The sequence below is a fragment of the Propionivibrio soli genome (assembly GCF_025770765.1).
Lineage (GTDB): Bacteria > Pseudomonadota > Gammaproteobacteria > Burkholderiales > Rhodocyclaceae > Propionivibrio > Propionivibrio soli.
On the sequence record NZ_JANZKY010000004.1, the window covers coordinates 34,752 to 58,985 of the forward strand.

A 24,234-nucleotide genomic window follows, 5' to 3' on the forward strand; every position below is an offset into this window, starting at 1 on the left:
TGCTCCTAGATTTGCAGGCGGCGCCGGCTTGACCCATCATGGCAGCCGATTGATTCGAGGTCTACATGGACAAGCCCAACGCTCCTTCCTGCGAAAAGAACCGGGAACCGATTCTTGACGTGCTACGCCAGCACTTCGCCGATCGTCATCATGTGCTGGAAATAGGCAGCGGCACCGGCCAGCACGCCATCTTCTTTGCCAAACACTTGCCGCACCTGACCTGGCAGACGTCGGATCGCGCAGAAAATCTGCCCGGTATCACAGCATGGCTGGACGACGCCGCCCTGCCTAACACCCCGCCCCCTCTGTTACTCGATGTGCAGGAAACCTGGCCGGTCCTATCCTACGATGCGGTTTTCTCGGCCAACACCCTGCACATCATGCCCTGGACCGCCGTCGAGTCTCTGTTCGCCGGTCTGACCAGCATCATGGCTCGCAACGCCAAACTGGCCATCTACGGTCCATTTAACTACGGCGGCCGATTCACCAGCGACAGCAACGCTAGTTTTGATCGCTGGCTCAAGGAAAATGCGCCACATCAAGGAATACGGGATTTCGAAAAGGTGCATGCCCTCGCGCAAGGAGCCGGGATGGAGCTGCTTGAGGACCGGCCGATGCCGTCAAATAACCGCTGTCTGGTTTGGCAGGTAGGGGATAGTGTTGAACTTGGATGAGTAGCGATCAGCGGCACGACCTGCCTTTCGGCATCAAACCTCGAATGGCAGGTTGCCTATTAAAGCCGCCATTCACAGTGCTTTAGGATATTTACAAGTTCTTGAGTGCTTCGATTCCTGTCTCTGTCTTAGTTGGCTGCTTGTACCTTTTGCTGCAGACTACCGCTTTGGATCGTCTGCCTAGATCTTGAATTCCAGGAGTAGGGAATGAGTATTGAAATCGAAATGGGTGAAGTAGAAGATGAACAGGAAGTACCGCCCGCTGGAGTCAAAGAGCAGGATCCCGACGAGTTTTTTTCGAAAAACGCGTTTCGTATCGTCTACCAGACGAACAACTTTTTCCTACCCCAACTTCGAGATCTCATCGAAAAGGGTGAAATACTGAATCTGCGGCCGGAATACCAGCGACGCTTACGTTGGACAACTAGTCAGAAGTCCAAGTTGATTGAATCTTTTCTCTTGAACATTCCGGTCCCGCCAGTATTCCTTTACGAGAGCGACGCGGCTCGGTATGAGGTCATGGACGGTCAGCAGCGGCTAAATGCTGTGCGTGAGTTTATTGCGGGTGACTTTGCTCTAACGGCATTGCCAGTGCTTAAGCCACTCAATGGGCTCCGCTACTCTAAATGCCCGCCGCGCATCAAGAGAGCGCTCGACCGTGCAAGCATATCGGCCATAGTATTACTTCTTGAGAGTGAGACCAAAAAAACACAAGAGCAAATTACGCTCACGGACATTCGTAGGTTCATATTCGACCGCTTGAACACCGGTGGCATAAAGCTGAATCCGCAGGAAATCCGTAACGCGCTCAATACCGGAGACTTCAACAAGGTCATCATCGACCTAACTCGCTTCAGGCTCTTCACGAAGGTCTTCGACATCCCTCCTTACATCGAAAGCGACCCAAACGAGTATTACGAAAACCCGCAGAGGCAGAAAAACATCCTCTATTCAACTATGGGCGATTGCCAACTCGTTCTTCGATATTTTGCTCTGAGGGACGAGAACAACATCCGCGGCTCGATGAAATCGATGCTGGATCGCGCGATGGAACTCAAGATTACGGGAAATGAAGGTGAAGCACTTAAGCAGGATTTCATCGACCGTTTCACGTTTCTGCACGACCTTTTCGAAGGAAGGCCCTTCCTGCTTCCGCCAGATGATAAAGGGCACGTCCGTGTTTCGGCAGCAATATACGATGCCGCGATGGTCGCAATAAACGACCTTTGGGCCATACGCGACGAAATATCCAATGATGCGGCTCAAGTCAGAATACGAATGTCAGAAGCTGTAGCCGACCCAGCAAGAATTATCGTGCTGACGGGTCAGGGCAATACTGCAAAAGCAGTTAAAGAGCGGATTGCCCTTCTGCGGGAGATATTGCGTCCGGAGTAGATTGTGGCCACCGTCTTTGAAGTCATTGCTGAAGAGTTCGTCGAGGACATGGAGGCCATTCGCTCCCTAGTTGTTACGTTTGATGAGCCTCAAAATAATCTCAAGGTACGAATTGCGGCTGCGAATTCATCAACACTCTTGGTCGCAGCAACCTTTGAGGAGTTTGTGCGAGAGATGGCGCGAGAATACGCTCGATTTGTCGTCAACCGCACTGAGTCGTTTGCGAAACTCCCCTCGAAACTGGCCTCCACGGCTTGGAAGCGAACGATGGAAGGACTTGCGAAGATTAGGTTTCACGAGGATGAGGCTGGGATGGGAACGGAGAATCCATTCAGTGCCGCTCAAGTTCGGTTCTCTGTAATCCATGATTTTTGCAGCGGCGACCTCACCCAGGATATTTACCGTGATCTAATCCACAACGAGAACAACATGCGCCCTAATGAATTGAACAGCATGTTTAAGGTGAGTGGTCTAAGTGACGTCTGTCGAAAGCTATCACATCGGCAATCAATACTAGACGTCTTAGGCGAAACAGAGGGCGCCAAGGCCCACGGAAAACTCATAAACATGTTGGAGGATTTTTTCGAGCGTCGTAACGCTATCGCTCATTCCCTGAATCCGGGCCAGTCCAGTGGTCCAGACCAGATCGTGAACGACATCAACTTGCTTGAGAGTTTCGGGAGAGCTCTTTGCGAGACTCTCGACATACTGACGCAGACAACTCCCGAACGGCAATAACACTTCTAGAGGTCAAGTGACCGAACAAAGACACCCATTGATTGGGGCCGACGGCCCTCCATGATTGAGTAGCAGATTAGTGGCCGATACGTTACTTGCCGTTCGACCTGGCCATTGCATGGAGAGATGTCACGTTTGTTCATAATGCGGTGCAGAAGTATCGTCGGCCAAAAGCAACTGGCCGGTATTACTACATGTTGCTATTACGGCGACAATATCGACCGGCTCTTCTGGGTCGATAACTGCCCGTCACGTCGACGCGACGACGAGCGTGCAAACCGCATTATTCGTGAACGAACCGGCCTCGCCTGACGCAGACACATCTCGGCCAGGCGAGACCGCCTCCTTTGCATCACCCCGGAATATCCGGTTCGACGAGGTTGGCGAGTTGGATGAGGGATTCCTGCCAGCCGAGGTAGCACATCTCGGGCGGGATGGCTTCCGGGATGCCTTCTTGCACGATGCTCATTTCGGTTCCGCAAGCCACGGCTTTCAGCGTGACGGTCACCTGCATTTCGCCCGGCAGGTTCGGGTCGTCGAACTTGTCGGTATAACGAACCAGTTCGCCGGGGATGAGTTCGCGGTATTCGCCGCCGAACGAGTGGCTGTTGCCCGTGGAAAAGTTGCGGAAGGCCATGCGGAATTTGCCACCGACCCGGGCATCCATTTCTTGTACCGAGCAGATAAAGCCGTACGGCGGAATCCATTTGCACATTGCATCGGCTTCGACGAAGGCTCGATAGACCTTTTCGGGTTTAGTACGTAGGACGCGATGAAGTTTGACAGTGCCGGTAGCCATGATGAGTTCTCCTTTCTGGTAATGAAGGCGACGCGCGGGCGCCGCATGAGGCGCCCTCGGCGAACACTTCCTGTCGGGTAAGCAAATCGGCGAAGCCTATCTCGACCTCGTAAATCCGCGTTTCTCGTCGCCCCGATTAGGCTGCGTTCGCCCGAGAAAGATTCAGTGTTCAATCTTTTTCGACGCTCCAGGGTCGACGCCCGAGCGCGGCGCACATCGACATCTAGCCTTCGATTTTTGCCCCGGCGGCGGCGAGGAGTTCGCGCAGGATCGAGCGATGACAATGCGACTCATCGTCGCAGTAGCAGCCGACGGAGAAATTCGTCTGTTGCGAGAGCGCGGCTAGCAGCGCGACGGAATGGGCGCTTTCCGGTGCGGCCATTTCCGCCTTGAACTTGCGGGTGAATGCCGCCCACTGGGCCGGCGTTTCGGCCTGTTGCGCGAGCTTCATCGTCTCGACGCTCGGCGCGAGATTCGGGAACCAAACGTCGTACCAGTTCTGCCTGCTGAACTCGGATTTCGGCACGCCGCGCGGGGGACGGCGGACGGTGCCAATGCGCAATCCCTCGCCCTCTGCGCGCGCACTGCCTAATTGGATGATGCGGATCGCCATGATGCGCTCCTCAAAAGTAATGGTTCTGGTGTGGTGTCGGCCGGCTTTCGAAGATTCGAAGAGCCGCTATTCCGAACACACAGCGGGCTGCGCGTATTCCATCTCCAACATCACCCATTCGCGCCGCGATGCCCCGTAACGCTCGCCGATTTCGCACAGCGTGCGGTTAAGCTGCTTCATCGGCGTGAGACTCGCCGTTAGCGCTACCCGCCGTTTCCCCTCGGTCGCCGGTTGGGTCACGAGCGCAAGGCCGCTGCGCAGCTTGACCGGGCTCGATTCCGAGACCGCTTCGACCCGCGTTCGCCCGGTGCGCTCCCACGCGTCGGCGGTGAGCGCAAGCACGGTGTCGTCGCCGCCGGGCGGCACCTCGATATCCCAACGTTCCTTGTTCCAGAAATCCGCCTTGTTGAGGACGTAGTTCCACATGCGCCCGGCAGTCAACGCGAACGGCGTGCTGTCGTGCGCCGGAGCCCAGGATGCCACGCCCATTTCCGCCGCGACGGAGGCCGCTTTGTCTGGACCACCGATCGCTTCGACCACGGCAAGCATCGTGGGTATCGAAGCGGTGATGCCGGTCGTCGTGGCAACGCCGCGGTCGGCGACATACCGCCGATGAGGAACGTACGTGGCACCCGGGTTCTTGAGCATATCTTTACGGGAGAACCAATGACCGGTGAACCGTCGTCCGTCGAGCAACCCGGCTTCTCCGACAACGACTCCGCCGACGCACACGCCGATGATCCGGGCTCCACGATCGGCCTGCTGCCTGAGCCACGCCAGAATCTCCGGGGCGTTTTCACGCACCATCGCCGGGACGATGACGTAGTCGGCCCCGGCCGGGTTCTTGCGATCGAACTCGGCCAGGTCCTCCGCCACCTCGACCTCTAGCGCGGGGTAGAGGCGCACGCGCCCTCGGTGCAGGGCAACCGGCCGCACATCAGCAACATCGGCGCGCTTGAGCACCGCGTGCGTGAGCAGGAAGTCGGTCGTCTCGGTTCCCTCGTTCAACGCCAGCACAGCGATCACTGGGCGGCCGGCATTGCGAGGCTTCATTGCCTCGACGAACACCTGCTTGTCGCGTTCGAGCGCTACGGGGTCGCCGACAAACGGAGGAACCGTCACTCCCGGCCCGCATGCAGCCAGGGCGAGTGCGGCAACCGCGGTCAATATCCGGAACATCGAGCGCATTCGCCTCCTCCATCGTTGGTACTGCGATTTGCACCGACGGCGAATGTTCCCGCGACCAGGCGGTATTCGATTATGGACAATGTGCAACTTTACGGTTGCATTTAGTAAAGGCGTGTCTTATAGTGGCCACAAGCAACCTTATGGTTGCCTTTTGAGGAGATAGACCATGAGCCACTTCCAGCAAAGTCTTGAGCTTCAAGCGCTCCCTTCTACCATCTATGCGGCACTCACCACGATCGACGGCCTGCGGGCCTGGTGGACCGAAGAAACCGACGGGAACCCCACCGTTGGCGGCACAGTTCGATTCCGATTCGGGAGCAGCCACAAGGCCATGCGAGTCGAATGCCTTGAGTCCGACCGCGAAGTGCACTGGCTGTGTACCGAGGCGCACATCGACCCGGTAGCGCGAAAGGACGAATGGGTGGGCACGCGGATCGCCTTCCATCTGACGCCACTCGACGGCGGCCGCACGCGACTCGATTTCGAGCACAAAGGGCTGGTGCCCGCGTTTGAGTGTTATGACCTGTGCTGTAATGGCTGGAGGCATTTCCTGGGCAGCTTGCAGCAATACGTGGAAACCGGCCGCGGTGCGCCCTATGAGCAATGCGTCACAGCCGCCTGTGCCAATTGAGAGAAGGAGCGAACAGATTATGAGCACATCGGAAACGGATCGCATCGAACGCCGCATCGTCATCAATGCCCCACGTGCCCGAGTCTGGCGGGCGCTCTCCAACGCCGAGGAGTTCGGCACCTGGTTTGGGGCCAAGCTCAACGGGCAATCGTTCGTCCCGGGGCAACGTACGCGCGGCCAGATCACGATCTGCCAGTACGAACACATCTGGTTCGATGTGGTCGTCCAGCGCGTCGAACCGCAGGAGGTGCTGGCATTCCACTGGCACCCCTACCCCGTCGATGCGTCGGTCGACTACGAGCAGGAACCGCCGACGCTCGTGACCTTCACGCTGAAAGACGCGCCCGGCAACGGCACGCTGCTCACGGTGGTAGAGTCCGGTTTTGACAAGGTGCCGCCGCACCGCCGCCTGGAAGCCTTCCGCATGAATAATCAAGGCTGGGAAGTCCAGTTGAACAACATCGCCCGCCATGCCAGCGTGTGACACAACGGCGCCCGATACTGGCCCGCGCAATGCGGGCCTGCCGGCGATCGTCCGCTCCAGCGATGTACTCGCCAGCGTGTTCGCCGCGCTCGGCGACCCGATGCGCTTGAAACTTGTCGCCGTGCTCTGTGCCGGCGGCGCGTTTTCAATCGCGCAGCTGACGGCCACTACCGATATCAGCCGGCAGGGTGTGACGAAGCATCTTCAGGTGCTCGCGCAGGCCGGCCTCGTAAGTGACGTCAAGCGCGGCCGCGAACGTTTGTGGCAACTCGAGCCGGGACAGATCGAGGAAGCCAAGCGGACCCTCGAAATCATTGGGCGCGAATGGGACGTGGCGTTGAGCAAGCTCAAGGCGTTTGCCGAAGCGACCCTCTGACTGGAATCGATAGTCAGAGCTTTCAACGTTCTGAGCACGCTACCTCGCGACCGATACCGCTCACTCGGGCGCGGTGATTTCGCCGTACCCCTTGCCAACAAACTGCAGCAGGCAGAAGCCGTGGCCGAATGGGTCGGCGAGTACCGCCAGCTTGCCCCACGTATTCGATTGCACCGGTTGCTCCAGCTTGGCGCCCGCCTCGACGGCGCGTTCCACGGCGACGTCGATGTTGTCGACGACAATGTCCAGATGTACGGGGGTCCAGTGCCGCGCGTAGTTACGAAGCTGGGACGAACTTGCGGCCGGCTGGGTTCCTGGTGCATTGGCCAGCAGATAGATCGGCGCCGGTCCGCCCAACAGCTCCGTTCCGTCTACCCACAATCGGCGGCCCTCCGTAAGGCCGAACGCCCGCGTGTAAAAGTCGATCGCTCTCGGCAAATCGTCGACGTCGATATTGATCAGAAACTGCATGGCGTCCTCCGTCTCACGTAGCGATCACGGAGATCGCCCGGCAAGAATGAGGCCGACGGCGGACAACCCCTGGGCCGTCCGTCTCGGAGGGCACTACCGCTTCTTGAGATCCTTCTTCACCGACTTGATGAACTTGCCGAAGTCGCGATCCTTTTTGCGCTTTTCGATGCTCGACATCTCATGGAACGCCGATTCGTCCCGGAGCTTCAGGTAGTTCTCGTAGTGCTCCTGGGTCACGGCTCCCGACTCCACGGCTTCAAGCACCGCGCAGCCTGGTTCACCCGAGTGGCTGCAGTCGCGATAACGGCAGGACGAGCCGAGTCCGACGATGTTGGCAAAGCTGTCGCTGATCCCGCTTTCCGCGCCGATGACGCCAAACTCGCGCATCCCCGGGCTGTCGATGACCAGCGCACCGCTCTTGAGAACGATGAGTTCGCGGCGCACCGTCGTATGCCGGCCTTCTCCCGTACCACTGACGCCGCCCGTCTGCAGCGCATCCCGGCCGATCAACCCATTGATCAGCGTGCTCTTGCCCACGCCGGACGAACCGACGAAGCAATAGGTTTTGCCGGGTTGGAGCCTGCGTTCGAGATCATCAACGCCTTCACGTGTCACGTTGCTCACGGTCAGCACCGAGGCCGAAACGCCCGCCGCCTCGATCTCCGCCAACTGCCGCGCGAGCACTTCCGGAGCCACCAGATCGGTCTTGGTGAGCAGCACGAGCGGCTCCGCGCCGCCATCCCGCACCATCACCAGATAGCGCTCAAGACGGTTGAGGTTGAAGTCGTAGTGACACGACTGCACGACCACCACGTAATCGACGTTGGCGGCGATCATCTGGTATTCCCCCGCCGCGCCCGCTGAATTCCGTCGCAACACCGTCCGCCGTTCCAACAGCGCCCGCACCAGCCCGACGCCTTCCGCAGCGGGTCGTTCGACGCACACCCAGTCGCCAACGCAAGGCCTCTCCTCCGACACCTGATGCCGATACAAATACCGCCCAGCCAATTTCGCGCGGAAGGTGCCGGTGGGATCCATCAGCCATAATAGATCGCGGTCAACCGCCGCGACCCGCGCGACAGTTTCGTCGGCGCCGTAGATGGCGCGCTCTTCGAACCAGTCGGTCCAGCCAAGAGGGGTCAAATCACTTATTTGGAGCATTGATGTGCTTTCTCAATCAAGCGTCTTCTCTGCCGAAGGGATACGCGCCTTCTTTAATCAGCCTGCTGCAATGCCCGTCCCATTCTCGACCGCTGACCAGTCTGTACGCAGTAAGCCGAACTGCAGAAGGTCGCGGAACTCGCCGCCCCAGTAACCCGCTTGGCGAAGGCAACCTTCACGCCGAAAGCCCAATTTCTCTGCCAATCGAAGAGAGGCGTGATTCCCGGGATGAATCTGCGCGTCAATCCGGTTCAACTGCATCTCAGTGAAGCCCCAGCAAAGGGCTACCCGCAAAGCCTCGTTCATGAACCCTTGGCCTCTCGCGCTGAACTCCAGTTCATAGCCTGTCGTACATCGATGCCAAGCGCGGTTCCAAGCGAAGAGCCCACAGCTGCCGATCAGTCGGCCCGTCGATTTCTCTTCAAGCCCCCAGCGTATGCCAGGATTGGGCAACGAACGCCAGCCCGAGAACTTGGCGATGGTCTTCTCTGCTTCAGCAAGGCTGTTGATCGGGTCCGTGCCGAAAAATGGCATAGCGCTGGAGTTACTGTAGATTTTGAAGATCGCCGGAGCATCAGAGGCATCAAGCTCACGCAAGCGTAAACGTTTTGTTTGAAGCTCAGGGAAGGGCAACATGATTAACGGGTAAACCTAATGAGGCTGAAGAAACTCCGCGGGACAACAAAGAATCATTTCAGCTAACAGAGCCGTTCTCGGTTTTCTCGCCAAGCAGTTTGGAGAAAAGGACCCGAGGCTGGCCCGGTCCCGCGTAGTCGACGCGTACGGTGCACCCATTGACCTCGCCGTCGCCCGGCAGCACTTGGAAACCCAAATGCCGATGAAAAGCGATTGAGTTCTCGTTGACTGGCGACGTGATCGACCGGACCTCGGTGCAGCCAAGACGAGACACCGTCTCGAAGAAGCGCTGATACAGCAGGCGGCCATAACCCTTGCCACGGCTGGCCGGCGAAACACCAATGAAGTGCGCATAGGCCACTGCCGGAAAAGTCTGCGAACGAAAGCCAATGAAAAAGGCCGAGACGTCTTCCTCGTCGACCACCACGAAACTCGTCTCCGAGAAATGCTCAAAAAATAGTCGCGGCAACAAGCCGCGAACCGGCCGGCCGCCCCACCATTCGTCGACGACAGACGTAATTGCTTCGAAGTCAGCAGGTTCAAGGTTGCGCAGCAGCATTGGTGTCAGCCCGGTGTCCCATCGTCATTATTCGCTCCCGTCGTACCGCCCGTCGTTTCGACCCGACACAGTAGCGCAGCAAGCAATCCATATACGCAGAATTCGACCAAACCAAAAGCGAACCATGCGACGACGAGCCACGCGGGAATGGGATAGAGAATGTACTGATTGAGATCAACGAGCAAGCCAGCGATCGCGGCGAAGAGCACGCCGTGAACCAGGCCGCCTCTCAAGCTCCCCGCGTATCGGGACTGCAGATACGTAAACAGGAAAACTACCGAAAGCGCTATGGTTTGCACTAGCGAGAGCACTAGGCTTCGTTCCGCGGCGGGTCTAGCGAACGCCGCCAGCACCGAATTCGCCTCGCGCAAGATGACCAGATGAACCAGGGCATTCCACAGCAAGGCGAAAAGGAAGATCGATGTCGCGGCAAGGCAGAAACGCTTCGGAGTCATTGGCGGTCCTCTTCTGTGACGACACCCCTTGAAGCCTAGCATTACTTGGGAGGGCACTCCGCGGGCTACCACGCCTAATGACAGCGAGGTGACCGATACCCTACGGTCCTGCCCGAGGGGCAAGAGAGGCCGGTTTTCATGCCGCGCCTCTCTATCAAAGCCCTCAATCGCGTCAAGTAGCCGGAAACATTGGCCGTTCGCCAATTAGTCCCAATTACTCTCGCATGCAACCGGTCGGCCAGCTGAGCTAGCACCCGATTCGGCCACCCTGCTCCGTACGTTCAGGCTTCCCCGAGGTAAGCCTTGCGCACCCGGTCGTCGACCAGCAAGTCCTTGCCGTTACCGGAGAAGATTATGGTTCCGGTCTCCATAACATAGCCGGTGTCGGCAACTTCAAGCGCGGCTTTGGCGTTCTGCTCGACGAGCAGAACGGTCACGCCGGCGGCATTGATCTGCCGAATGATGTCAAAGATCATGCCGACGAAGAGCGGCGCGAGGCCGAGCGAGGGCTCGTCCATCATAAGGACCTTCGGCTTCGACATCAGGGCGCGGCCAACGGCCAACATCTGCTGCTCGCCGCCGGAAAACGTGCCGGCCTTCTGCTTATGCCGTTCCTTCAGGCGCGGGAAGAGGCCGAACACGCGTTCGCGGTCGGCTTCGACTTCATCCTTATTCGTGCGCGCGTAGGCACCGAGGCTGAGGTTTTCGTCGACGGTGAGATTGGGAAAAATGCGGCGGCCTTCCGGAACAAGCACGATGCCCGATTCGACGATGGCCTTGGTCGGCGAGCCGAGAATTTCCTCCCCGTTCCAACAGACCGAGCCGCCGCCTGCTTTGACGAGACCCATGATCGAGTTGAGCGTGGTGCTTTTTCCCGCGCCGTTGGCGCCGACCAGCGTGACGATCTTGCCCGCCGGGACGTCGAGGCTGATGCCGCGCAGGGCGTGAATACCACCGTAGTGGACAGATAGATTCTTGATCGACAGCATGGTTATTCCACCCCCAGATAGGCCTCAATGACCTTGGGATTTTTTTGGATTTCCTCGGGCGTGCCATGCGCGATGGTCACGCCGTAGTCCAGCACATACATACGTTTGCATACGCCCATGACCACTTGCATGTGGTGTTCGATGAGCACGATAGTGAGTTTGAACTGGTCGCGAATCTTCAGGATGAAGTCCATCAGTTCGACCGACTCCTGCGGGTTCATGCCCGCGGCCGGTTCGTCCAGGAATAGCAGCTTTGGCTCCGTGGCGAGCGCGCGCGCGATCTCCAGCCGACGCTGTTTGCCGTAGGGCAGACTGGTTGCCTTGTTTCCTTCGTGCGCACTCAGACCTACCTCATCCAGCAGCGCACGGGCGCGTTCGTGAACATGCCGTTCCTTCTTCATGTACGACGGCAAGCGCAGGGTGGCTTCGAGCAGGTTGGTTCCCATGCGCATGTGCTGCGCCACGAGAACGTTCTCGAGCACGCTCATTTCCTTGAACAAGCGAATATTCTGGAACGTACGGGCCACACCGAGGTGGGTGATGGCGTGCGGCTTCATGCCGGTGATGTCCTTGCCGTCGAACATGACCTTGCCGCTGGTCGGCTTGTACACTCCGGTGATGAGATTGAATGAGGTGGTCTTGCCGGCGCCGTTCGGGCCGATCAGGCCGACGATCTCGCCGGGTTGGACGTCCATGTTCAGTGCCGTGACGGCAGACAGACCGCCGAACTGCTTGTTGACTTCGATGGTTTGCAGCAGGGAACTCATTACTCACCCCCCTTCCCGGACTTCGGTCCACGTTTTGGCAGAAGACCTATTCGGGAGAGCGAATCCCAACTGAACTCGGACGTGCCCATCAAACCCTGCTGACGGAAGATGACGACGACCATGAGGAGCGCCGAGAAGAAGACCATGCGCAGGCCGGGAACGCCGTTGGTCACCATGAACCCGAGATTCAGGGGGCCATCGAGGAAGCGCAGCGCCTCCATCGAGATGGTCACGACAATGGCCGCGACGATCGAACCAGTAATCGACCCGACTCCGCCAAGCACGACAATCAGCAGGATGTCGAAGGTTTTCAGGAAGATGAACTGTTTCGGGTCGATGGTGGTGAGGTAATGAGCCAACAATCCACCGGCGATCCCCGCGAGGAAACTGGAGATGGTGAACGACAGCACCTTCATGCCGAAGACGTCGACGCCCATGGACTCGGCGGCGATTTCGTTATCTCGGATCGACTTGAATGCGCGACCGTAGCTCGATTTGATGAGCAGTACCAGAAACAGGGTGATGACGACAGCCGAGCCCCACGCCCACCACATTGTCGTATAGCGCGGGATGCCTTTGAGGCCGAGCGAGCCGTTAGTGATCGATTGCGTGTTTGTCAAAACGACGCGGATGATTTCCGAGAACCCAAGCGTGGCGATCGCCAGATAGTCGTCCCGCAGCCGCAACGCGACGACGCCAAGGAACCAGCCGATGAATCCCGCAATCAGCCCGCTGACCAGCAGCGCAGGTAGAAAAGGCAGATGCAGATCGAGCAGCCAGGGCGCGATCGGCTGCAGCACAAAGTTGGTCGCCTTCTGATCCGGCGTCATGGCCAGCAGTGCGCAGGTATAGGCGCCGACCGCCATGAAGCCCGCATGTCCCAAGCTGAACAGGCCGGTAAAGCCGTTGATCAGGTTGAGCGATAACGCGAGGATGATGTTGATCGCGCAGAGCTTGAAGATCTGCATGGTGAAGCGATCGAACGTCGAATCGAAGACGAAAAGGAGGACAAGGCCGATCACCGCCGCTCCCAGCGTCAGCATCGCGTCCCGGCTCATGGGCTTTTTCTGGAGCGTATTCATCAGACTTTTTCCCCCTGGTTCTTGCCCAGCAAACCAGTCGGTTTTACCAGCAGGACCATGATCAACAGGACGAAGGCAAAGGCATCTTTGTAGCCGGTGAGCTCGGGCAAGACCGCGATCGTCATCAGTTCGATGAGGCCGAGCAGCAGCCCGCCGAGGACCGCGCCGGCAATGCTGCCGATACCGCCGACGACGGCGGCGATGAAGCACTTAAGACCGGGCATGATCCCCATCAGCGGTTCAAGGCGCGGATACTTCAGCGCCCACAGGATGCCGCCGATCGCCGCCAACGCGCTACCGATGGCGAAGGTGATGGACACGATGCGGTTGACGTCGATGGCCATCAGGCGCGCCGCATCGATATCGGTGGATACGGCGCGCATGGCCATGCCGGTCTTGGTGCGGTGCACGATCCACAGCAGAACCGCCAGCAAAACGGCGGTGACTACGGGAATGATCAGGCTGACAGCAGCGATATGTACGCCGCCGATCACGTGGTTGCCAGCGAACAGGTTGGAAACAGGGAAAGCTTTTGGCCGTGCGTCGAACAGCACGATGGCCAGGTTTTCGATCAGGAAGGAGGCGCCGATGGCGCTGATCATGATTGAGATGCGCGGCGAGTCTCGCAACGGACGATAGGCCACGCGTTCGAGGCCGACGCCGAATACCGTCGTAACGACAATGGCCAGGCACACTGCGAGCCACCATGGCATCAGGAACGTGCTGACGCCGTAGAAGGCGAGATACCCGCCAATCATGAAAACGTCGCCATGGGCGAAGTTGATCAGGCGCAGGATGCCATACACCATCGTGTAACCGATGGCGATCAACGCATACAGGCTGCCAAGAGACAGTGCGTTGACGAATTGTTGAAGAAAAGTCTGAAGATCCATGAAGTTCCTTCTGGCCCGCGCCGGCAAGGCCGGTGCGGGCCGGAGCAAAGCCGGGAAGCCGGACGTAACCTCCGCCTCAGCTTTCGATCATATGAAAATCCGAATGTGTCGGCAGCTTTCGCTACGGCACATCCGGATTTTCGGTTACCACCGGAATGTCAGGTGCGGGCGTAGTACCCGCGATCCCTTATTCTTTTTTACTTATTGCGGCTTGACCGTCGTCAAGAACGCAAACTTGCCGTCCTTCACCGTCTTGAACACGGCGGCCTTGTCGGCATTGCGTTCGGCATTGATCGTGATGGCGCCGGCGGAGCCTTCAAAGTCCTTGGTCTGCGTGAGCGCATCGCGGATCTTCTGCGGCTCGGCAGAGTTCGCGCGCTTGATGGCGTCCAGGATGACCAGGTAGGCGTCGTAGCCGAGAGCGGAGACGGCCGACGGTTCCTTCTTGTACTCGTCGCGGAACGACTTCAGGAACGATTCGGAGGTCTTGTTGATCGGTACGTCGTTGGCAAAGAAGGTCGAGAAGACAGCGCCTTCAACCGCGGGACCACCGACTTCGAGGAAGGCCGCCATATCCCATGTATCGCCGCCGATGAACTGCGCGTTGATGCCGAGGGCGCGGGCCTGCTTGATGATCAACGCCGACTCGGTGTAGTTGCCGGGGGCGAAGATGGCATCGGGCTCGAACTTCTTGATGTTGGTCAGCTGCGCGGAGAAGTCCTGGTCACCCGTGTTGTAGTCGGAGGTGGCAACGATCGCGCCTTGATCGCCCGTCAACTTGACGAACTCGTCGGCGAAGAACTTGGCCAGACCGACCGAGTAGTCATTGGAGACCTCGCGGATGATGGCAACCTTCTTGGCCTTCAGAGTGTTGAATGCGTAGGTCGCGCCGACGACGCCTTGGAACGGGTCGAGGAAGCAGACGCGGAAGTAGTATTCGTTACCCTTGGTTACGGCCGGGTTGGTAGCAGAAACGGCAACGGCGGGGATCTTGGCTTCGGCGAAGATCGGGCCGCCTGACATCGACAGCGAGCTACCCCAGGAGCCGATGACGGCGTTGACCTTCTCCTTCTGCGCCAGCACGGTAGCGGCGTTGGCGGCTTCCACCTTATCCGACTTGTTATCAACGGCGACCAGTTGGACCTTCTTGCCGAGAATTTCCGGGAAGAGTTTGTTGGCCAGCTTGATACCGTCGTATTCATCCGCACCGCCGGCACCGTTGGCACCGGTCAGCGGCTCGAACACGCCGATCTTGATGACATCGCTGTCGGTGGCGGGCTTCGAGCACGACACCATGGAAAGACCGACTGCCATCGCAGCGGCGACCGTCAGGCACGACACGATTTTGTTCATAGACCCCCCTTTAAGATAACCGGAAAATGCTACAGACCAGGTTTTCCGCAGTCAACATAAAACACGCCTCGATCCGCGAGAAAACGGTGAAACAGCAACACTGCGAACGCGAGCACCGACGAAAACTCGGCGCGACCTTAAACAGCATCTACTGGGACGACAACGCTTCGCCTTCAAAAACGCCCAGCGTACGATTCTTTCGCACTTTGTTCCAGGGAAAACAACAACCGTTCATGACGATATAGACGCCCGCGGCCACGAGTTGCGAGGCGGTAATAGCGCTGCCGAGGTTGAAAAGCGCGTCGCTCCGCGACACAGCGTACGGCACCATGGCACCTGTCAAGACGATCCGCTTCCCGGTCAGCGCCGGATCTCCGGCCTCGAACGCTCGACCGATGACTCCCGCCGTCTCCGTCATGGTATCCGTACCGTGGGTAATGACGATCCGTTCCTCGTCGGCGTTGCGACAGGCGTCCAGGATGCGCTGCCGATCGGCGTCGCGCATATCCAGACTATCCACCATCTGGTTCAGCTCAAGTTCCACCGGGACGCCAACACGCACCTGCTCAATGATGTCTGGAAGATGGGTGTCCTTGAAGTCCAGCTGGCCTCGAATGGCGTCGTAACGCTTATCAAAGGTGCCACCGGTGATGATGATTCGCAGAGTCATGAGTTGCAGAAATCCCTTTCGGTTACCCACTACGGGCGAGAGGCGTTTTCTAATAACGGGCGTTACCTGGTGTGCGCGGGAACGGGATCACGTCGCGCACGTTGGCAAGGCCGGTAATATAGGAAATGGTTCGTTCAAATCCCAGCCCGAAACCAGCATGCGGAACGGTACCGTAACGACGTAGGTCGCGGTACCAACCGTAGTGCGCCGGATCGAGCCCGACTTCCAGCATGCGTTTGTCGAGTACGTCGAGCCGCTCCTCGCGCTGCGAACCGCCAATGATTTCGCCGATCCCAGGCGCAAGTACGTCCATCGCGGCGACTGTCTTGCCGTCGTCGTTGAGGCGCATGTAGAAGGCCTTGATCTCCTTCGGGTAGTTCATCAATACCAACGGACCCTTGACGTGTTTCTCGGCGAGATAGCGCTCGTGCTCGCTCTGCAGGTCCGTGCCCCACTTGACGGGGTAGTCGAATTTTTCCTTGGCCGACTCAAGGATCTTGATTGCCTCTGTGTAATCCATGCGCACGAAGGTACTGTCGATCATGCCGCGCAGTTTGGCGATCACGCCCCTCTCGATCCGTTCTTCGAAGAATTCCATGTCGTCGGCGCGCTCGTCGAGTACAGCCTGAAAGACGTACTTGAGCATCGCCTCGGCCAACGTGGCATCGTCGGCGAGGTCGGCAAACGCGATCTCCGGTTCGACCATCCAGAATTCGGCAAGGTGTCGGCTGGTGTTCGAGTTCTCAGCGCGGAACGTCGGGCCGAAGGTGTAGACCTTCGACATGGCCATGCAGTAAGTCTCGACGTTGAGCTGGCCGGAGACGGTGAGGAAGGCTTCGCGTCCGAAAAAGTCCTGCGAGTAGTCGATCTTGCCCTGCTCCGTGCGGGGCAGATTAGCCATGTCGAGTGTTGACACCCGGAACAGCTCACCGGCGCCCTCGCAGTCGGAGGCGGTGATGATCGGCGTATTGACCCAGAAAAAGCCCTGCTCATGAAAGAAGCGGTGGATTGCCTGGGCGATCGTATGGCGCACGCGCGTCGCGGCACCCATCACGTTGGTCCGCGCACGGAGGTGCGCAACTTCGCGCAGGTACTCCATTGTGTGCGGCTTAGGCTGAATCGGATAAGTATCGGGGTCGTCAACCCAGCCCACGACTTTGATATCCGTTGCCTGCATCTCGAACGGTTGTCCTTTGGCCGGCGACGGTACGATGATGCCGGTCGCTTCAACCGAACACCCTGCCGTAAGGTGGCGCACTTCATCGGCGTAATTGTTCAGGGCGTCGGTCGCGACGACCTGAACCGGCTGAAAGCACGAGCCATCCGAAATGCTAACGAAGGACATGCCGGCCTTCGAATCGCGCCGGGTACGCACCCAGCCTTTGACGGTAACGGGCGTATCCGCGGGCGCTTGTGCTCCAAGTATTTGTTTGACGCTCAGCTTCGTCATGACGTCCTCGAGAAGAATTGGCGGTTCGACAAAACCGGCAGTATCCCGGAGTGCCCGGCGATGATCAACTCCTTGTGCTCGCGGAAACAACAACAAACCCCGCAATCATTTCACGCTCCATGAGGCACTGTGGCCGTACAGACGCCGCGCTAATGCCATTTTCCCAGCCCGCGGCCAACACCCCGACCAAGTCCGTCGACGCTTACGATCGTTTACCCGCTTGCAATTCAATCCCATCGGGGTAGCCTTTGAAGCTTCGCCACGGAGGACCCATGATAAGCGTCGAGTTTTTGATCACGTCCCTGATCGTCGTGCTGATCCCCGGTACCGGCGTTCTGTTTACGATTTCCACCGGTCTGTTCCTCGGCAAGCGCGCGAGTTTGTATGCGGCGATCGGCTGTACGTTGGGGATCGTGCCGCACCTGTTGGCGTGTATTCTCGGTTTGGCCGCCCTCCTTCATGTAAGCGCCGTCGCCTTCCACACGCTCAAGCTTGCCGGCGCGGCGTACATGCTCTACCTCGCTTGGGCCACTTGGCGCGAGCGCGGCAGTTTCTCGCTCGACAAACCGAAGGAATCGGGCAACGCCGGCCGAATCATGATCCGCGCCGTGCTGATGAACATTCTCAATCCGAAGCTCACGATCTTCTTCCTTGCCTACCTGCCGCAGTTCATCGTCCCCGAGGCGGGCGCGCCGTTGGCGCAAATGCTGTGGCTGAGCGCCGTATTCATGGGGATGACGTTCGCCGTATTCCTTGTCTACGGTCTGCTGGCGCACGCGGCACAGCGTGCGATCCTCGGCTCGCCGCGCGTGCTCACGTGGTTGCAGAAAGGATTTGCGGCGGTCTTTGCCACGCTCGGCATCAACCTCGCCTTCTCGGATCGCTGAGTCGTAAGGTCAATTGACTGCAGGGCGCCGACACCGGAAACCCGCGGCTCTTCGTTTTGACGGTCCTAGCGATGTTCGCTGTGCGACTGGCTATCAAACCATGGTCTCTGTTGAGCCCTACTGCCCGGCATAACTCACTAATGCCGAGCCTCTCTGTGGGCCGAACTGGAACTCGCTTCCGATGATTGGCCACCTCTCGCCCTAACCAGAAAACAAATCTCTGAGTGGCGACAAACGCGGCAAAGCCCCTACGATTTAACCCGTTTCGACAATTCAGGGCTTCACACAGGCAGTTCAATCGCATACACTGCAGCAACCAAACAACAACAAAGGTTAGTTGTGTCGCAATATTCAACGCATTCAAATCAATATTCAGTCCTCGACGACGCGATGCCAAACTTCCCAATGAAGCATCTGTCTTTCGTAACCATCGGTACCGCCGTCTTTGCTCTGGTCACTTTCCTCGTAGGCTCGCTGCTCACGCATCTCTACTGCCTTTGCTTTGCGCAGAACGATGCCGACATCAACTTCTCGATGATGGTTTTTCTCGCCGTCTGGCCCTTCGTAGCGATCCTCGGTGGGTACGTTGGGCACCACATCTACAAGATCAAGAGCGCCGGCAAGCACTCCGACGAAAACCGCTGCCAGCCCCAGTAAAGCTTGGTCGGCACCGTGGGGCTTTATCCTACCTCTCCCCACCATTCTCTGATCAGACTCTGCAGCATCCTTTCCTCGGGCGTGGCCTAGGCGCGCAGACTTCACCAACTCGGCCGCGCCTCATTCGCTTAGCCCTTGCACGCAGTTGCCTATCCTTCGGAGCTTGCTGATGTATATTCGGTAAGCGCGCCGTCGGCAGCTGGGGAGCTGGCGTACGGTTTTCGAGCGCCTCACCGCCGAAAAGAACCAACACCATGAATCTGCAGCCGCGTTTTCACCTGCTCACCATCATCTTCTTTGTTGTCTTTGCGATTCCCTCTTGGATCGCTGTGCGCGCTTTGGCTGAGAGCATCATGGAGCAGTGGGCGGTACGCTACGCGGAAAAGCAGGTGCTCTACGACAAGGGGCGAACGCTGCAGCCGATTCTGCGCGAGGTGGCGCTGTCACGCCAAATGGCGTCTTCACAACCGCTACGCGAGTGGGCTCGCCGCCCAGAAGATAAGGCGCTGACCCAGCGTGCGGTCAAGGAAATGGAAAACTTCCGGCAGAACTTCCAGGACCACAGCTACTTCGTTGCTTTGCTCGGGAATGGTCACTATTACCACAACAACGCTCAGAACGAGTTCGGAGGCCAGGAATTCCGTTACGTCATGGACGAGCGCAACAAGAAGGACGCCTGGTTCTACGACCTGATCCGGCAAAAGCGCGACATCCATATCAACGTCAATCCTGACCCTAACCTCGGTATCACCAAGCTTTGGATTGACGTATTGATTCGCGATGGCAACGACATCCTCGGCATCGCTGGGACGGGACTCGACCTCACTTCATTCATCAAGAACGTGGTCGAGGAAGGCTCACCGGGCGTCACCAGCCTGTTCGTCGATCATGACGGCGCAATCCAGATCCACCGCAATCAGGCGCTGATCGACTTCGCTTCGATCAGCAAGAACAAATCGCAGCAAAACACGATCGATCTGTTGTTCGAACGTCCCGAAGACCGCAAGGCCGTTCTCGCCGCCATGAAGGAACTCGAAGTGCGGAAGAAGAACGTGGCCACGCTGTTCGTACAATCGAACGGAAGGCGCCACATTGCGGGCATCGCGTATCTGCCGGAAATCGACTGGCACGAGATCACCCTGCTCGACCTCGACGTGCTGCTGCCCTTCAGCCAGTTCGCCGGCATCCTGGCCGTCTATACGCTGACGCTGCTCGGCATCCTGCTGCTCTTCAACCTCGCGTTGACGCGCTTCATCCTCAAGCCGCTCAAACAGCTGGATGCCGGTATGGCCGCCGTCGAAGCCGGCAGTGAGGTACCAGCCAAGCTCGAAAACCTCGGTACGGGTGAAATCGGGCGGCTGATGAAGCGCTTCGTGCATATGGCGAAGTCAGTGACGATCTCGCGGCGCGACCTCGAGTTCAAGGTGCAGGAACGTACGATCGCGCTTGAACGGTTAACAAAAATTGACCCTTTGACCGAGCTTCTCAACCGACGCGGGATGACTGAGCGCGTCGAGTCCGAGCTCAAGCGAGCACGGCGCGAAAACAACCGACTCGGTATCCTCTGGCTCGATCTCGACAACTTCAAGGAGATCAACGACTGGCAGGGGCACGCCGCAGGGGACCGCGCGCTGGAAGCGATTGCCCGCATCATCGACGCGACGATCCGGCCCTATGACGTCGCGGCGCGTTGGGGCGGTGACGAGTTCCTGATCATGCTCTACCCGACCGACGAAGCCGTGCTGCTCGCGCTGGGAGAACGGCTGCGACAGGCGGTTGCGGGTTGCCGGTCGGTCGTCGGAAAAGACGGGCAGCCGATCGAGTTGAGCGCCAGCATCGGCGGCCATCTGGCCGGCAAAGACGAAGAGTTCAACACCGTGTTGCAGCAGGCCGACGGCGCGCTCTATGCCGCCAAGGCGGCTGGGCGCAATTGCTATCGAACGACGCCGGTTCCTCTCACCGCTGAGTAACGCCGAACGGAGGAACACGCGAGGCGATTCGCATCCCGCGAGGCGCGACGCATGAAGGGGCCGAGAGCAAGGAAAAGGCCTGCTGCTACGCCTGAATCGGCAAGAGGCACCGAGCGCCGCGGAAGCCGATGCGTCTGAAGCGCAACCGCCGAGCGTGAAGCGGAAAGTGCGGCAGCTCCGATCGCCGGAGGCTACTCCGGGAACCGGGACATAATCCCGCAGGACAGATCGCAGGAAGCCGCGCGCTTTCGACGAACCCGATGACGCCTTAGCGCCAGCTCACCATCGCGTAATTCTTCTTGCCGCGGCGCAGCAGCGTAAAGCGGCCGAAGCGGCGTTCGTTGTCGGTGAGTTGGAAGTCAAGCGCATCCACCTTCATCCCATTGACGGTAACGCTGCCACTTTGCAGGAAGGTGCGCGCTTCGCTCTTGGACTTGGCGAGGCTTGCAGCCACCAACACGTCGATCAGGCTCGTCTGCGTTCTCTCCAACGCCACGCCCGGCACGCCATCCTGCGCCAATTGCTCGAATTCCCATTGGTTGAGCGCGTCGAGATTGCCCGAGAACAAACTCTGACTGATGCGTTGTGCGGCTTCGAGGGCCGCCTTGCCATGCACCAGCTCGGTGGCCTGCTCGGCGAGAATGCGCTGCGCTTCCGGTTTTTGCCCGCTGGCCTTGTCGGCGGCTTCGATCTCCTCGATCTGCGCCATTGGCAGGAAGGTGAAGTAGCGCAAGAACTTGTAGACATCGGCGTCGGCCGTGTTGAGCCAGAACTGATAGAAGGCGTACGGAGAGGTCTTCGTCGCATCGAGCCACACGGCGCCCGATTCGGTCTTGCCGAACTTGGTGCCGTCGGATTTCGTCACCAGCGGCAGCGTCATGCCAAATACATGCTTCTGATGCAGACGGCGCGTGAGGTCGGCACCGGCGGTGATGTTGCCCCACTGGTCCGAGCCGCCGATCTGCAAGACGCAACCATGGCGGCGATTGAGTTCGGCAAAGTCGTAGCCCTGCAAAAGGCTATAAGAGAACTCGGTGTAGGAGATGCCCTGCTCGTCGCGGTTGATGCGCTGCTGCACCGACTCCTTCTTGATCATCGCATTGACCGAGAAGTGCTTGCCGATGTCGCGCAAGAAGTCGAGCGCGCCCATCGGACCGAACCAGTCGTAGTTGTTCGCCATGATGGCCGCATTCGGGCCTTCGAAATCGAGGAAAGGCGAAACCTGCCCGCGGATCTTCTCGACCCAGCCGGCGATGACTTCGGGCGTATTGAGCTTGCGTTCGGTGGCTTTGAAACTCGGATCGCCGATCATACCCGTTGCACCGCCAACCAACGCGATCGGCTTGTGCCCCGCCTGCTGGAAACGCTTCAGGAGCAGTACCGGCACCAGATGTCCCAAGTGGAGGCTATCGGCCGTCGGGTCAAAGCCGCAATACAGCGTCACCGACTCCTTGGACAAAAGCTCATCGAGCGCGGCGGCATCCGTAATCTGGGCGATCAAGCCACGTGCCTGCAAGTCCTGGAGCAGTGCGGACTGGTACATCGGAAATTTCTCCAAAAGGACGGCAATTCCCTTGCCGTTGTTATTCGACGAAGGGCGGGATTCTACCACGCGGCCCGATAGGGCTTCAGCGCGGAGAGAGGCTGCGTGATGCCTTCGAGGGCCGCTAGCAGAGCAAAGCGACCATGGACGGCACGGCTGATGGACAAGAAAGCGTTGTTAATCCCCTTGTTCCCTCTTGTCAGCGGCACGGCGAACAGCCCATGTCGGTCGTCCTGCAACGACAAAATTCTTCTGTTTCGTAGACTCGACGGAATCCTCAGCAAACGCGCGAGACTCGTGCCGAAAGAACTTTTTACGCCGCTTCAATCGCCCTTTCCCCTTTGTCCGCCCTTTGCCGGCGAGGATGGCGGATCAAGCTTCTTCAGTGGGCCCGTAGCGCTCCCGGCAGATTGTCCACGTTCAGGCGTTCGCTCCACTCCCGCATCTGCGATGCGAGGACGGGCTCGACGGGAATGCCGCTCATGCGGCGTACCTTCTCCTCACTCAATTCGGGGTCTCCGGGCATCAACGGTTGGCCCGGTTCGCCGGCGAGCGCGCGGGCAACCTGCTCTACGGTGGCGGCCAGCGCGGCGCCACCGGCAAAGCGCATCGGATCGAGCATCAGGAAGAAGGCGCCGAGGTGGCGCGGCTCATCCATGGCTGTGAACATGTTGGAGATGGTCGGCCCATACGGGTTGCCGTTGAGCGGTCCGCACAGGAGGTCGATCATCAGAGCCAGCCCATAACCCTTGTGCCCGTACTCGGCGCCGCCGAGCGGCGTCAGCGCCCGCGCGGCGACCGCGTCGGTGGTCAGGTTACCGAATTCGTCATAAGCGACGCCGGGCGGCAACGGGTGGCCTTCGCGGCGGGCATTCATGACGCGGTTGAACGGAATCGACGTGGTCGCCATATCGAGGCAAGCCGGTTCGTGGCCTTCGCGCGGGAAAGTGATGGCAATCGGATTGGTACCGAAGAAGGCGCGCGTTCCGCCGTGCGGCGCGGCCATGCTGTCGGAATGCGTAAACGCCATGGCGATCAGCCCAGCGCGCGCCGCGGGTCGTGCGTACAACGCCATCGCGCCGCAGTGCGACGAGTCGGTGACGCCGACAACGCCGACGCCGGAACGCCGCGCGAGATCCGCTGCCACGGCCGCCGCCCGATGCGCGACGATGATGCCGTGGCCTTGGTCGCCGTGCACCTGCGCCGTGGCGGGGCCCGTCTCCTTGACCGTGATGTTCGGGCGTGCCTTGATCGATCCCCGCGTCAGGCGCTCCATGTAGTGCGGCAGGCGGCCGATGCCATGCGAATCGATGCCCCAAAGGCTGGTTTGCACCAAGCTGTCCGCAAGTTGCCGGGCGTCGGCCGCCGTCATGCCAAGGGCTTCGAGGCAACAGCTCGCCCAGTCGGAAATGGACTGATGGGGAACGAAGGCGCTCCCGGGAATGATCGGCTGGCTCATATTGGGAAGGTTTCGTGTTGGAAAGGACCGGGCGAAGCGCGCGGGTTTTCTTCGTTGTGTTCGAGCGCTTCAACAACCCCAAAGTATATTGGATCGCCAAGGACCCGGCCAGCCGGGCGGGGATCGAGAGAGCACGGGGAGAGCGTCGAGAAAAGCCTAAGGCGTTCCGGCTTGCTGTCGTGTTCTCGCCCGCCGTCTCACCCTGCCAAAAGAAACAAGGGGAGTTATGCAGCGGATCTTTATCCATCAACCGCGGAGAACCCCTGCCGGCCTCCCCTTGTCAGGGACGGAGTGTTGCCACGCAGCGGTTACGCTCTCCCGACATCCCTTGTCG

At 59.1% G+C, this 24,234-nt stretch carries 26 protein-coding genes; 9 read left to right on the top strand and 17 right to left on the bottom strand.

All coding sequences use genetic code 11. The features are described from left to right. Nucleotides 1-65 precede the first annotated feature (65 nt). The 3 genes from NZ453_RS05350 to NZ453_RS05360 all read left to right on the top strand — a co-directional run bounded on the left by NZ453_RS05350 (nucleotide 66) and on the right by NZ453_RS05360 (nucleotide 2,807). A complete protein-coding gene (locus tag NZ453_RS05350) occupies nucleotides 66-674 on the top strand; it encodes a class I SAM-dependent methyltransferase (protein WP_263769391.1) in 609 nt (202 codons plus the stop codon). 207 nt (nucleotides 675-881) lie between these two features. Continuing rightward, entirely contained in the window at nucleotides 882-2,069 is a 1,188-nt protein-coding gene (locus NZ453_RS05355; protein ID WP_263769392.1) for a DUF262 domain-containing protein, read from the top strand. Nucleotides 2,070-2,072: 3 nt separating this feature from the next. After that, nucleotides 2,073-2,807, top strand: coding sequence for a HEPN domain-containing protein (locus tag NZ453_RS05360; protein ID WP_263769393.1), 735 nt, complete (start codon nucleotides 2,073-2,075; stop codon nucleotides 2,805-2,807). A gap of 352 nt (nucleotides 2,808-3,159) precedes the next feature. Here NZ453_RS05360 and NZ453_RS05365 read toward each other — a convergent pair whose 3' ends face one another. The 3 genes from NZ453_RS05365 to NZ453_RS05375 all read right to left on the bottom strand — a co-directional run bounded on the left by NZ453_RS05365 (nucleotide 3,160) and on the right by NZ453_RS05375 (nucleotide 5,407). Beyond that, a complete protein-coding gene (locus NZ453_RS05365; RefSeq protein WP_263769394.1) occupies nucleotides 3,160-3,606 on the bottom strand; it encodes an SRPBCC family protein in 447 nt (148 codons plus the stop codon). Nucleotides 3,607-3,829: 223 nt separating this feature from the next. Beyond that, nucleotides 3,830-4,219 (bottom strand): DUF488 domain-containing protein, encoded by a 390-nt coding sequence (locus tag NZ453_RS05370; protein ID WP_263769395.1) that lies wholly within the window; start codon nucleotides 4,217-4,219, stop codon nucleotides 3,830-3,832. A 66-nt stretch (nucleotides 4,220-4,285) separates the two neighbouring features. After that, nucleotides 4,286-5,407 (bottom strand): DJ-1/PfpI family protein, encoded by a 1,122-nt coding sequence (locus tag NZ453_RS05375; RefSeq protein ID WP_263769396.1) that lies wholly within the window; start codon nucleotides 5,405-5,407, stop codon nucleotides 4,286-4,288. Between the two features lie 166 nt (nucleotides 5,408-5,573). Here NZ453_RS05375 and NZ453_RS05380 point away from each other — a divergent pair, with 166 nt between their 5' ends. Genes NZ453_RS05380 through NZ453_RS05390 form a run of 3 tightly spaced genes read left to right on the top strand, consistent with a single transcriptional unit; the run spans nucleotide 5,574 to nucleotide 6,898 of the window. Continuing rightward, nucleotides 5,574-6,038: an SRPBCC family protein gene (locus tag NZ453_RS05380; RefSeq protein ID WP_263769397.1), complete on the top strand. Its 465-nt coding sequence runs from the start codon at nucleotides 5,574-5,576 to the stop codon at nucleotides 6,036-6,038. A gap of 19 nt (nucleotides 6,039-6,057) precedes the next feature. After that, complete coding sequence (locus NZ453_RS05385; protein WP_263769398.1) at nucleotides 6,058-6,522, top strand: SRPBCC family protein; 465 nt, start codon at nucleotides 6,058-6,060, stop codon at nucleotides 6,520-6,522. Beyond that, the gene (locus NZ453_RS05390; protein ID WP_263769399.1) at nucleotides 6,509-6,898 is read left to right on the top strand and encodes an ArsR/SmtB family transcription factor; all 390 of its coding nucleotides are present in this window, start codon (nucleotides 6,509-6,511) and stop codon (nucleotides 6,896-6,898) included. Before NZ453_RS05385 ends, NZ453_RS05390 begins: the two co-directional genes overlap by 14 nt. A gap of 60 nt (nucleotides 6,899-6,958) precedes the next feature. Here the strand turns inward: NZ453_RS05390 and NZ453_RS05395 are convergent, their stop codons facing one another. The 12 genes from NZ453_RS05395 to asnS form a co-directional block, all read right to left on the bottom strand. Continuing rightward, a complete protein-coding gene (locus tag NZ453_RS05395; RefSeq protein ID WP_263769400.1) occupies nucleotides 6,959-7,369 on the bottom strand; it encodes a VOC family protein in 411 nt (136 codons plus the stop codon). Between the two features lie 93 nt (nucleotides 7,370-7,462). Further along, nucleotides 7,463-8,530 (bottom strand): ribosome small subunit-dependent GTPase A, encoded by a 1,068-nt coding sequence (gene rsgA, locus NZ453_RS05400; protein ID WP_263769402.1) that lies wholly within the window; start codon nucleotides 8,528-8,530, stop codon nucleotides 7,463-7,465. Nucleotides 8,531-8,587: 57 nt separating this feature from the next. Then, a complete protein-coding gene (locus NZ453_RS05405; RefSeq protein ID WP_263769403.1) occupies nucleotides 8,588-9,166 on the bottom strand; it encodes a GNAT family N-acetyltransferase in 579 nt (192 codons plus the stop codon). Nucleotides 9,167-9,224: 58 nt separating this feature from the next. Further along, complete coding sequence (locus NZ453_RS05410; RefSeq protein WP_263769404.1) at nucleotides 9,225-9,725, bottom strand: GNAT family N-acetyltransferase; 501 nt, start codon at nucleotides 9,723-9,725, stop codon at nucleotides 9,225-9,227. A 5-nt stretch (nucleotides 9,726-9,730) separates the two neighbouring features. Further along, the gene (locus NZ453_RS05415) at nucleotides 9,731-10,180 is read right to left on the bottom strand and encodes a hypothetical protein (RefSeq protein WP_263769405.1); all 450 of its coding nucleotides are present in this window, start codon (nucleotides 10,178-10,180) and stop codon (nucleotides 9,731-9,733) included. Between the two features lie 281 nt (nucleotides 10,181-10,461). Then, complete coding sequence (locus NZ453_RS05420; RefSeq protein ID WP_263769406.1) at nucleotides 10,462-11,169, bottom strand: ABC transporter ATP-binding protein; 708 nt, start codon at nucleotides 11,167-11,169, stop codon at nucleotides 10,462-10,464. A gap of 2 nt (nucleotides 11,170-11,171) precedes the next feature. After that, complete coding sequence (locus NZ453_RS05425) at nucleotides 11,172-11,936, bottom strand: ABC transporter ATP-binding protein (protein WP_263769408.1); 765 nt, start codon at nucleotides 11,934-11,936, stop codon at nucleotides 11,172-11,174. Beyond that, nucleotides 11,936-13,018, bottom strand: coding sequence for a branched-chain amino acid ABC transporter permease (locus NZ453_RS05430; protein ID WP_263769410.1), 1,083 nt, complete (start codon nucleotides 13,016-13,018; stop codon nucleotides 11,936-11,938). Before NZ453_RS05430 ends, NZ453_RS05425 begins: the two co-directional genes overlap by 1 nt. After that, complete coding sequence (locus NZ453_RS05435) at nucleotides 13,018-13,911, bottom strand: branched-chain amino acid ABC transporter permease (RefSeq protein WP_263769411.1); 894 nt, start codon at nucleotides 13,909-13,911, stop codon at nucleotides 13,018-13,020. Before NZ453_RS05435 ends, NZ453_RS05430 begins: the two co-directional genes overlap by 1 nt. A 201-nt stretch (nucleotides 13,912-14,112) precedes the next feature. Continuing rightward, entirely contained in the window at nucleotides 14,113-15,264 is a 1,152-nt protein-coding gene (locus NZ453_RS05440; protein WP_263769412.1) for an ABC transporter substrate-binding protein, read from the bottom strand. A 148-nt stretch (nucleotides 15,265-15,412) separates the two neighbouring features. Next, entirely contained in the window at nucleotides 15,413-15,934 is a 522-nt protein-coding gene (locus NZ453_RS05445; RefSeq protein WP_263769413.1) for an asparaginase, read from the bottom strand. A gap of 49 nt (nucleotides 15,935-15,983) precedes the next feature. After that, nucleotides 15,984-17,384 (bottom strand): asparagine--tRNA ligase, encoded by a 1,401-nt coding sequence (asnS, locus tag NZ453_RS05450; protein ID WP_263769414.1) that lies wholly within the window; start codon nucleotides 17,382-17,384, stop codon nucleotides 15,984-15,986. A gap of 272 nt (nucleotides 17,385-17,656) precedes the next feature. On the opposite strand from asnS, the gene NZ453_RS05455 reads away from it, so the two are divergent. The 3 genes from NZ453_RS05455 to NZ453_RS05465 all read left to right on the top strand — a co-directional run bounded on the left by NZ453_RS05455 (nucleotide 17,657) and on the right by NZ453_RS05465 (nucleotide 20,898). Beyond that, nucleotides 17,657-18,271 (top strand): LysE family translocator, encoded by a 615-nt coding sequence (locus NZ453_RS05455; protein ID WP_263769415.1) that lies wholly within the window; start codon nucleotides 17,657-17,659, stop codon nucleotides 18,269-18,271. A 390-nt stretch (nucleotides 18,272-18,661) separates the two neighbouring features. Then, nucleotides 18,662-18,928: a hypothetical protein gene (locus NZ453_RS05460; RefSeq protein WP_263769416.1), complete on the top strand. Its 267-nt coding sequence runs from the start codon at nucleotides 18,662-18,664 to the stop codon at nucleotides 18,926-18,928. Nucleotides 18,929-19,182: 254 nt separating this feature from the next. Next, nucleotides 19,183-20,898, top strand: coding sequence for a GGDEF domain-containing protein (locus tag NZ453_RS05465; RefSeq protein WP_263769417.1), 1,716 nt, complete (start codon nucleotides 19,183-19,185; stop codon nucleotides 20,896-20,898). A gap of 268 nt (nucleotides 20,899-21,166) precedes the next feature. Here the strand turns inward: NZ453_RS05465 and tyrS are convergent, their stop codons facing one another. Then, entirely contained in the window at nucleotides 21,167-22,441 is a 1,275-nt protein-coding gene (gene tyrS / locus NZ453_RS05470; RefSeq protein ID WP_263769419.1) for a tyrosine--tRNA ligase, read from the bottom strand. A 382-nt stretch (nucleotides 22,442-22,823) separates the two neighbouring features. Continuing rightward, on the bottom strand, nucleotides 22,824-23,900 hold the full coding sequence (locus NZ453_RS05475) for an Ldh family oxidoreductase (RefSeq protein ID WP_263769420.1): 1,077 nt from the start codon (nucleotides 23,898-23,900) through the stop codon (nucleotides 22,824-22,826). Nucleotides 23,901-24,234: the final 334 nt, after the last annotated feature.

What these genes read in the sequence shown, in the direction of transcription:
- NZ453_RS05350 (WP_263769391.1), top strand. Translation starts at nt 66, where the DNA reads ATGGACAAGCCCAACGCTCCTTCCTGCGAAAAGAACCGGGAACCGATT.
- NZ453_RS05355 (WP_263769392.1), top strand. Translation starts at nt 882, where the DNA reads ATGAGTATTGAAATCGAAATGGGTGAAGTAGAAGATGAACAGGAAGTA.
- NZ453_RS05365 (WP_263769394.1), bottom strand. Translation starts at nt 3,606, where the DNA reads ATGGCTACCGGCACTGTCAAACTTCATCGCGTCCTACGTACTAAACCC.
- NZ453_RS05370 (WP_263769395.1), bottom strand. Translation starts at nt 4,219, where the DNA reads ATGGCGATCCGCATCATCCAATTAGGCAGTGCGCGCGCAGAGGGCGAG.
- NZ453_RS05375 (WP_263769396.1), bottom strand. Translation starts at nt 5,407, where the DNA reads ATGCGCTCGATGTTCCGGATATTGACCGCGGTTGCCGCACTCGCCCTG.
- NZ453_RS05380 (WP_263769397.1), top strand. Translation starts at nt 5,574, where the DNA reads ATGAGCCACTTCCAGCAAAGTCTTGAGCTTCAAGCGCTCCCTTCTACC.
- NZ453_RS05385 (WP_263769398.1), top strand. Translation starts at nt 6,058, where the DNA reads ATGAGCACATCGGAAACGGATCGCATCGAACGCCGCATCGTCATCAAT.
- NZ453_RS05390 (WP_263769399.1), top strand. Translation starts at nt 6,509, where the DNA reads ATGCCAGCGTGTGACACAACGGCGCCCGATACTGGCCCGCGCAATGCG.
- NZ453_RS05395 (WP_263769400.1), bottom strand. Translation starts at nt 7,369, where the DNA reads ATGCAGTTTCTGATCAATATCGACGTCGACGATTTGCCGAGAGCGATC.
- rsgA (WP_263769402.1), bottom strand. Translation starts at nt 8,530, where the DNA reads ATGCTCCAAATAAGTGATTTGACCCCTCTTGGCTGGACCGACTGGTTC.
- NZ453_RS05405 (WP_263769403.1), bottom strand. Translation starts at nt 9,166, where the DNA reads ATGTTGCCCTTCCCTGAGCTTCAAACAAAACGTTTACGCTTGCGTGAG.
- NZ453_RS05410 (WP_263769404.1), bottom strand. Translation starts at nt 9,725, where the DNA reads ATGCTGCTGCGCAACCTTGAACCTGCTGACTTCGAAGCAATTACGTCT.
- NZ453_RS05415 (WP_263769405.1), bottom strand. Translation starts at nt 10,180, where the DNA reads ATGACTCCGAAGCGTTTCTGCCTTGCCGCGACATCGATCTTCCTTTTC.
- NZ453_RS05420 (WP_263769406.1), bottom strand. Translation starts at nt 11,169, where the DNA reads ATGCTGTCGATCAAGAATCTATCTGTCCACTACGGTGGTATTCACGCC.
- NZ453_RS05425 (WP_263769408.1), bottom strand. Translation starts at nt 11,936, where the DNA reads ATGAGTTCCCTGCTGCAAACCATCGAAGTCAACAAGCAGTTCGGCGGT.
- NZ453_RS05430 (WP_263769410.1), bottom strand. Translation starts at nt 13,018, where the DNA reads ATGAATACGCTCCAGAAAAAGCCCATGAGCCGGGACGCGATGCTGACG.
- NZ453_RS05435 (WP_263769411.1), bottom strand. Translation starts at nt 13,911, where the DNA reads ATGGATCTTCAGACTTTTCTTCAACAATTCGTCAACGCACTGTCTCTT.
- NZ453_RS05440 (WP_263769412.1), bottom strand. Translation starts at nt 15,264, where the DNA reads ATGAACAAAATCGTGTCGTGCCTGACGGTCGCCGCTGCGATGGCAGTC.
- NZ453_RS05445 (WP_263769413.1), bottom strand. Translation starts at nt 15,934, where the DNA reads ATGACTCTGCGAATCATCATCACCGGTGGCACCTTTGATAAGCGTTAC.
- asnS (WP_263769414.1), bottom strand. Translation starts at nt 17,384, where the DNA reads ATGACGAAGCTGAGCGTCAAACAAATACTTGGAGCACAAGCGCCCGCG.
- NZ453_RS05455 (WP_263769415.1), top strand. Translation starts at nt 17,657, where the DNA reads ATGATAAGCGTCGAGTTTTTGATCACGTCCCTGATCGTCGTGCTGATC.
- NZ453_RS05460 (WP_263769416.1), top strand. Translation starts at nt 18,662, where the DNA reads ATGCCAAACTTCCCAATGAAGCATCTGTCTTTCGTAACCATCGGTACC.
- NZ453_RS05465 (WP_263769417.1), top strand. Translation starts at nt 19,183, where the DNA reads ATGAATCTGCAGCCGCGTTTTCACCTGCTCACCATCATCTTCTTTGTT.
- tyrS (WP_263769419.1), bottom strand. Translation starts at nt 22,441, where the DNA reads ATGTACCAGTCCGCACTGCTCCAGGACTTGCAGGCACGTGGCTTGATC.
- NZ453_RS05475 (WP_263769420.1), bottom strand. Translation starts at nt 23,900, where the DNA reads ATGAGCCAGCCGATCATTCCCGGGAGCGCCTTCGTTCCCCATCAGTCC.